The sequence below is a fragment of the Tenacibaculum holothuriorum genome, assembly GCF_002120225.1.
GTDB classification, from domain to species: Bacteria; Bacteroidota; Bacteroidia; order Flavobacteriales; family Flavobacteriaceae; genus Polaribacter; species Polaribacter holothuriorum.
Map to the genome: position 1 here is coordinate 587161 of NZ_LAPZ01000001.1, position 8544 is coordinate 595704.

Consider the following 8544-nt stretch of genomic DNA (forward strand, 5'->3'; position numbering starts at 1 on the left):
AGTATAACTTAGTTATTTGGTTGTTTGTAAAAGCAAACATACTAAAAAATTATACAGTTTTAACTATTATTTAATCTTCTTCGATTTTATTTTTTGTTGAATTGTTGCCGCATTTTTTAGAATTCCGTTTAATAATACGACACATAACACTATTAATGCACCGTAATAAAACTCAGGATTCATCTGTTCTTTTTCTCCAAATATTAACAAGGCTAAAACGATTGCATAAATGGGTTCTAAATTAATCGTTAGCATTACGGTATATGGAGTTAAGTACTTCATTACATATACTGAAGCGATAAATGCGTAAGCAGTACAAAAACTGCTTAAGATGAAAAGATACAACCAATCATAGGTTTGTAATTGAAAAAAATCTGTAGTAAAACTTCCTGTATATAATAGAAAAATTGTGACTCCTAAAACACCAAACAATAACTGATAAAAAGAAATTGTATTGGCATTATATTCTTTTACGTATAATCCATTTAAAACAGAGAATAAGGCTGATAAAAATGCTGAAATCAATGCATAAACTATTCCTAAGGTATATTGACTTTCAAAATTGAAGATAATATACAGTCCTAAAACAACTAATAAGCCCAAGAAAATTTCAATCATTTTAATTTTCCTCTTAAAAAAGAAAGGCTCTATTAATGAGGCAAAAAAAGCACCTGTGCTCATTGTTACTAATGCTACCGATACATTTGATACTTTAATTGCTTTGAAAAAGGTTATCCAATGTATCGCTATGATAATTCCAGAAAAAGCAAATTTTAAAATTCCCTTTCTATCAACAGTAAATGATTTCTTTTTGATTAAAAAATATATCGCAATAAACACTACTGCTAGTAGCATTCTATACCAAACTAACGGAACAGCATCTATAGATATTAAGGCTCCTAAAATTGCTGTAAAACCCCAAATAAATACTATAAAATGTAAGTGAAGATAGTTTTTTAACTTATTTCCTTGCATTGATGTAGAGATAAATTGCATACATACCAAATACTACATTAGGCATCCATACATTTAATAAAGGATTTGCACCTGCAACAGCTCCTAAAACTTCTGCTACTTTTAAGAAGAAAACGTATACAAACATCATTGCCATACCTAGAGCTAGATTAACTCCTAAACCTCCTCTTTTTTTCTTATGTGCTAATACAACCGCTATTAATGTTAAAATAAATGAAGCAATTGGTAAACTGGTTCTTTTATAAAGTTCTACTAAAAATGAGTTTAAATTTTTAACCCCCCTTTTTCTTGATAACTCTATAAACTCCATCAATTCACCCGAAGGCATTTCTTGTGCTTGAGTAGATTTATAATTAAAATCTTTGGGAGTAAAAGCAAATGTTGTGTCTTTACTATTTCCTTGAAAAATACTGTCTCGTTTATTGAAAACCTTACGTTCTTTCCAATTATACAGTCTAAATACACTATCTTTTACTATCCAGTTTATATTATCTGCAGTAAGTTTGTTTTTAAGTTGTAATCCTTTATATGTTTCAATAGAAAAATTATATCCTGATCTTCTTTTTGTATCAAAATTTTGAACATGCATATAGGTACTATCATTCAATTGTAAGCTAAAATCTCTTACCGTAGTATCTTCATAGGTTTTTCTTGAAAGATATTTTTTTTCAAAAGCTTTACGAGTTTTACTACTATTGGGTACTACTAAATGATTCATAAGTAAAGCTATCGAAGCAACAATTGTAGCACCCAAGAAATAAGGATACAAAAAACGAGTAAACGAAACTTGAGAACTATTTATAGCTACTACTTCAGTATTATTTGCCAATTTAGAGGTGAATAAAATTACCGCTATAAATAATGCCAAAGGCATAAATGTATTGGCATAATAAATTATGAAGTTTACGTAATAATCTACTGCTACTTCATAAAAAGTTAAATTTTCGTGACGTAAAAACTTATCAATTTTTTCAGAAATATCAATAGCTACCGCAATAGGTATTAAGATAAGTAACGTAAATAAAAACGTTGTTAAGTATCTCTTTAATATGTACCAATCTAGTATTTTCAAAAAACTAAACTATATTAAATTATAAACGTTTATTCATTTGTTTTACCATCTTATCTTTCCACTCAGCAAAATCACCAGCAATAATATGCTTTCTTGCTTCACGAGTTAGCCATAAATAAAATCCTAAGTTATGAATTGAAGCTATTTGCTTACCTAACATTTCTCTTGCAGCAAATAAATGACGTAAATAGGCTTTCGAGTACATAGTGTCTACCCAAGTAATTCCCATTTCATCAATTGGAGAAAAATCGTTTTCCCACTTTTTATTTTTAATATTGATGCTTCCATGAGCGGTAAATAACATTCCGTTACGTGCATTACGCGTTGGCATTACACAATCGAACATATCTACTCCTAAAGCTATATTTTCTAAAATATTAATTGGGGTTCCTACTCCCATTAAATATCTTGGTTTATCTTCTGGTAAAATGCTACAAACAACATCGGTCATAGCATACATTTCTTCTGCTGGTTCACCTACAGAAAGTCCTCCGATAGCATTTCCTTCTGCTCCTACTGAAGCAATAAATTCTGCTGATTCTTTTCTTAAGTCAGTATACGTACTACCTTGTACAATTGGAAATAAAGTTTGATTATATCCATATTTAGGTGGTACCTTTTCTAAATGATTTACACAACGTTTTAACCAACGATGTGTCATATGCATAGAACGCTTTGCGTATCCGTAGTCACATGGATATGGCGTACATTCATCAAAAGCCATAATAATATCAGCTCCAATAGAACGTTGAATTTCCATTACATTTTCTGGTGTAAAAAAATGTGTAGAACCGTCGATATGACTCTTGAATTTTACTCCTTCTTCGTTAATTTTTCTTCTACCGGATAATGAGTATACTTGATAACCTCCACTATCGGTTAAAATATTACGATCCCAATTCATAAACTTGTGTAAACCACCAGCTTCTTCTAGAATTTTGGTTTGAGGACGTAAGTATAAGTGATATGTATTTCCTAAGATGATATCTGGATTGATCTCATCTTTTAATTCTGATTGATGTACTCCTTTTACAGTACCTACAGTACCTACTGGCATAAAAATAGGTGTTTCTATTGTACCATGATCTGTAGTAATAACCCCAGCTCTTGCTTTACTTTTTGGGTCGTTCGTTTTTAATTCAAATTGCATAGTTGGCAAAGATACGTATGTATGTTTAATGTATAAAAACTGAGCGTTAAAAGTTTCTTATAATTAGCTCTTATGATCTTCTTTTTCTTCCGAATTTTGAACGAAAATCAGTTCTTTTAGGTTTGTTTTCTTTAGGTTTTGTTGAAGTTTTTGAAGCTTCTTCTGTTTTCGATGAACTAGAAACTAATCGGTTAATTTCCTTCATTTCTTGTTCTGTTAACTCACGCCATTCACCTATTTTTAATTTTCCTAAAGAAACATTCATAATTCGAGTACGTTTTAATTTAGTTACTTCGTAATCTAAATATTCACACATTCTTCGAATTTGTCGATTCAATCCTTGAACTAAAATTATTTTAAACGTTTTTTCAGATAGTTTTTCAACTTTACACTTCTTAGTAACAGTTCCTAAAATAGGAATTCCGTTACTCATTCTTTTTATAAATCGTTCGGTAATGGGTTTATCTACACTTACAATATATTCTTTTTCGTGGTTGTTTCCTGCTCGTAAAATTTTGTTGACGATATCTCCATCATTGGTTAAAAAAATCAATCCTTCGGAAGGTTTATCTAATCTACCAATTGGAAATAAACGTTGTGGATGGCCAACAAATTTTACAATATTTTTTCGCTCTTTATTATCGGTAGTACAAACAATTCCTACAGGTTTATTCAATGCTATGTAAATTGTTTTTGGTTTCGCTCTTAGTGGTTTTCCATCTATTTTAACAACATCTCCTTCGTAAACTCTATTACCTAATTGAGTTGGTTTTCCATTTATCGTTACTCTCCCTTCAGTAATAAACCGTTCTGCTTCTCTACGAGAACAAATGCCTGTACTACTTATGTACTTGTTAAGGTTTATAGATTGATTGTTTACTTTTTCCATTGGTACAAAGAAAAGAAAATCCTCAAGCATTCACTTGAGGATTTTCTACATTTTATTTAATTGCTCTTAGAACATCATCATTTTTTGAGTACATCTTGCTAAACTTGGTCTACGATCATAATCAAAACCTAAGGTAATCATATGTGTTCCGTAGTTGAAGTCTTGAATCTTATTAGTTGTTATACTAAATCCGTACGAAACATATAAATTTCTTTTCTTCAAACCAAATAAAGGTGCGATAGCATTTGGTTGAAAAAACTGATCATTTAAGAAAGTATAACTAACACCAGCCCAAATATAACCATCTCTAATTCCCTTACGAACTTTAACATTCATATCGGTTCTAGAACGTTTATCAAATTCACGATATTCAACAAACATAGACGGTTCTACTTCTACCTCTCTACTTATTTTTCTAAAAATATACGATGTAAATAACGTATACTTTCTTAATGTAGTTGGCTCTGAAGGATCAAATCTTTCGATTTTTCTATCTAATAAATTTAACACGTTTGCACTAATACTAAATTTTTCATAACGGTATAACATACCAACATCAAAATTAGATGTATTACTAGAAATACTTGGTAAATTTTGTGGTGATCCTATTGGACTTCCTGTAGGATTTGTGTTATTAGAAAACTCACTAGTATCAACTCCAAATTGTGTAAAACTATAGGTTAATGCAAATGATAAAAAGCTATCATGAAAATCACTTAAAATTAAGTGACTTGCTAACGAAAGTCTTGCTCCTCTTTGAGATGTAAATCCATTTTTATCATTAAAAACAGTAATACCACCTCCAAATCTTTCTGCTAATCGTGCTTCAACAGTTAACGACTGCGTGTTTGGTGCGTTTTTTACACCTATCCATTGGCTTACTCCATTTAGTCTTATTTGGAGTCCAGACCCAATACCTGCATATGTTGGAGATATTAGGAATGGATTGTCTGCTAAATGACTTACATATTGAGGTAATTCAACCTCTTGTGAATGCAGTTTTACACTGCTTAAACATATTATTATTAAAAAAATTACTCTCTTCATATTTGGGGGAATTATCTATATAATGTGAAATGACCCATCAACTTCTTTCTTTGTCCAGATAACTCTTTGTAATAAAGAGTATACCAATAATCTCCTGTTGGTAATGGTTTACCTTCGTAAAGTCCATCCCATCCTTGTTGATTTCCTTTGAAATTTGCCAATTGTCTTCCATATCTATCATAAATAAACACTTCTAACTCATGGTAACTTTCTACTTCTGTTGGATACCAGTAATCATTTTCTCCATCACCGTCTGGTGTAAAGTAATTAGGTATTTCAATAGAAACATATACACCTCTTACTGTTAATGTAATTTCACATCCTCTAGAATCTCTTGCTGTTATTGTATAATCTCTAGTTTCTAAGATTGTAAATTCATTTTCTGGACCAAAGTCACCACCATCAACACTAAACTCATATGGAGGTATTCCTTCTGATACATTCGCTATTAATAAGTTCTTTTGAGAATCATCAATAGTCATTTCTAATGGTCTAACGTCATCAACATCAAAACTATTGCTTATAGACTCACAATTTGATGGTACATGAGTTACTTCAATTCTATAACCTTGACCTGGAGTTACATTTCTGAATATACCTGTATCGTTACTTCCTGAAGTAGCTCCGTAAATTGTATACACAACTTCATCTTTATATTCATCAGCAACTGTTGCTGTTACAACTGCTTCTCCAGAACATTCGTAAGTTGTTTCTACCGCTAATTGTAAATCTACTGCTCTATCTAACGATACTACTACTGGAGTTGTTGTACATCCTCTATCGTCACGAACTAATATTACATAGGTAGTTCCATGTTGTATTCCATCAGCAGCTCCAAAACTAACTTTATCTTGTACAAATGGTCCTCCATTAATACTTGTAAAGTAAGGTGCTGTACCTCCTTGAATATCTAACGTAAATGTTGGACTTGGATTTGAAATACATACTTGTTGCGTTATAGTTCCTACAGAAGCTTCTAATAATGGTGGTTCTATAATTGATACTTCTATATCTTCAAAACATCCGTTCTCATCTTGAACCCTCAATTGATATGTACCAGGTGCAATTCCTCTAAATACTGGATCTCTTTGGAATTTAATAGGTTCAGTACTAATTCTATATACATAATTTCCTGTACCTCCTTCAGCATCTAATGTAATTGTTGCATCTCTAGAACCGTTACAAGATATTGGTGTACTTGTATAACGTAACTGTAAAGCATCTGGTTCTGTAAGTGTATGTTCACTTGTTTCAAAAGTACAATCTCTACTAGTTACTCTAATTCTATAAGTACCTGCTCCAATATTAGTAAACGTATTATCACTTTGAATTGGTTGTACTACTGTACCCGCAGCATCAAGTAATTCATATTGATAGTTTCCTAGTCCTCCTTGAGCTGTAGCAGAAAGTACTCCGTTTGTATCTCCGTTACAAGTAATGAATCCTGAAATAACATTTAATGTAGCTGTTAATGGTACTAGCGGATCTACTGTTACTACTGTTGATTCAGAAACACATAATCTGTTATCTCTAACATAGAATTGGTGTTGACCTGCCCCTGCGTTAAATGTATTACTTGTTTGCCAATTAGTTCCATCGTTACTGAATTCGTAAACTCCTGAACCTCCAGCTCCTGTAACTTCAATCGTAGCTTGTGGAGCAGTACAAGTGATTCCACTTGTTATTGCTGCAGTTGCTATAACTTTAGTTGGATCAGTTATTATAATATCATTGATATTTCCTCTACAAGAATATCCGTCGTAAATTATTACTGAATAAGTTCCTTCTGATAAATCTGTAAACTGATTAGATGATTGATTTGCTGATTCTGTTCCATCAGGATAAACCAATACATAAGTATATGTAGGTGGTGTACCTTGACCTCCTGTAACTGTATCAACTGTAATGGTTGCTAATGCTTGCCCATTACACATATTAGTTACCACAGAATGTGTAGCCACTATTGGTGTTGGATCAGATAAGGTAAAATTATCTGTAACAATACATCCGTTAGCATCTTGTACACTTGCAATATAATCTCCTGCATCTAAACCTGTAATAGTTCTGTTATTACCAAAGTCTTGAATTGGAGTAGCATTTCCTACTTTTTCTAATCGATATTGATAACTACCCCAACCACCTGCTGCTGTAATTACTACTTCTCCTGTATTTGGTCCAACACAGCTAATTAAAGTTGTATCTGTACTTACAGTTAATGCAGTTGCTGGTGCATCAATAGTTATTTCTGTAGATTGAACTGGACAGAATGGGCTATCATCCATCGTTAAACGAACGTAGTATGTTCCTGCCGCTAATCCTGTAACTGTAGTTAATCCACTTACATCGTTACCAGTAATTCCTGCACTTGTTCCGTTAGACAAGAATACTTCATAATCGTAATTACCTATATATGGAGTAGCACTCGCAAATTCAAATGAAAGGCTTCCTGTATTACTTCCTAAACAAGTAACATTGCTTAACTTATTAATATTTAAGTTAAATGTCGGTGCATCATCTACTAGATGAGAAGTTTCAAGCACACAACCTGTACCAGTATTTGTTACTGCTACTGTATATGTTCCTGTTGGTAAATTAGTAAATACTCCTGTCCCATTAGTTTGTGGTGTAAATCCACCTCCGGCTCTACTTACTGTATACGTAATTGTTGCTGGTGCTACTATTGGATTTGTTGAAGTATAAGTCACAGTAATATCTTCTCCTGTTGCACAATCAATTTCTTTATTTACTACAATATTAACAGCTGTTAATTCAGCAAATGGTGCAATAGTAGCTGTTGCTGTTCCTGTACAACCCGCATCATCGTATACAGTAATTAGGTAACTACTTCCTGCTTTTTCAGTAGATGTAAATATTAAACTTGTTCCATCTTGAACAATTTCATCATCTCCTGTAGCTGGTGTTCCTTTAGTATCTGTAAATACAATACGAACATAGTTACCACTTCCACCTGCAATTAAGTTTGCTCCTGAATTTGGAATTGTAATTGTTGCATTATTTGTATTATTTGCAGTTGTACATCCAAATTCATTTACTACTGGAGTTGGAACTACAATAGGATTAAACTCTGTAATCACTAAATTAGTTACAGTTGTAGTACATTCATTAGCTCCTCTACCAACTACTGAATATGTGTTTGGTGGTAATCCTTCAAAGCTATTAGTAGCTGCGTTCCAAGTTCCTGCTACTGGCGTTATTGTATAAGTAACTGGTAAAATACCATTGTCATTTGTTACAATACGAATAATACCTGAATCACTACCACTACAAATACTATTCACTGGAGTTGCTGTAAAGTTTGGTCTTACAGCGTCTAAGATATCAATAGTCTTAACTTCTGAACAGTTCGGTGTCGAATCTATATCGTAAACTCTTACCGTATAAGTATCTGCT

General features: G+C 32.4%; 6 protein-coding genes. All 6 read right to left on the reverse strand.

Annotation, left to right across the window (positions count from 1 at the left end):
* Window positions 1-66: 66 nt before the first annotated feature.
* A complete protein-coding gene (locus WH52_RS02710) occupies window positions 67-975 on the reverse strand; it encodes a DMT family transporter (protein WP_086029371.1) in 909 nt (302 codons plus the stop codon).
* Window positions 962-2047, reverse strand: a complete 1086-nt coding sequence (locus WH52_RS02715) for an LptF/LptG family permease (RefSeq protein ID WP_086029372.1) — start codon at window positions 2045-2047, stop codon at window positions 962-964. Before WH52_RS02715 ends, WH52_RS02710 begins: the two co-directional genes overlap by 14 nt.
* A gap of 19 nt (window positions 2048-2066) precedes the next feature.
* Window positions 2067-3197, reverse strand: coding sequence for a tRNA guanosine(34) transglycosylase Tgt (gene tgt / locus WH52_RS02720; RefSeq protein WP_086029373.1), 1131 nt, complete (start codon window positions 3195-3197; stop codon window positions 2067-2069).
* A gap of 70 nt (window positions 3198-3267) precedes the next feature.
* Window positions 3268-4086: a 23S rRNA pseudouridine(2604) synthase RluF gene (rluF, locus tag WH52_RS02725; RefSeq protein ID WP_086029374.1), complete on the reverse strand. Its 819-nt coding sequence runs from the start codon at window positions 4084-4086 to the stop codon at window positions 3268-3270.
* Window positions 4087-4152: 66 nt separating this feature from the next.
* Complete coding sequence (locus WH52_RS02730; RefSeq protein WP_086029375.1) at window positions 4153-5133, reverse strand: PorP/SprF family type IX secretion system membrane protein; 981 nt, start codon at window positions 5131-5133, stop codon at window positions 4153-4155.
* Window positions 5134-5144: 11 nt separating this feature from the next.
* Window positions 5145-8544, reverse strand: a 3400-nt coding sequence (locus tag WH52_RS02735) for a T9SS type B sorting domain-containing protein (RefSeq protein WP_143592023.1), incomplete at its 5' end; no start/stop codon positions are given.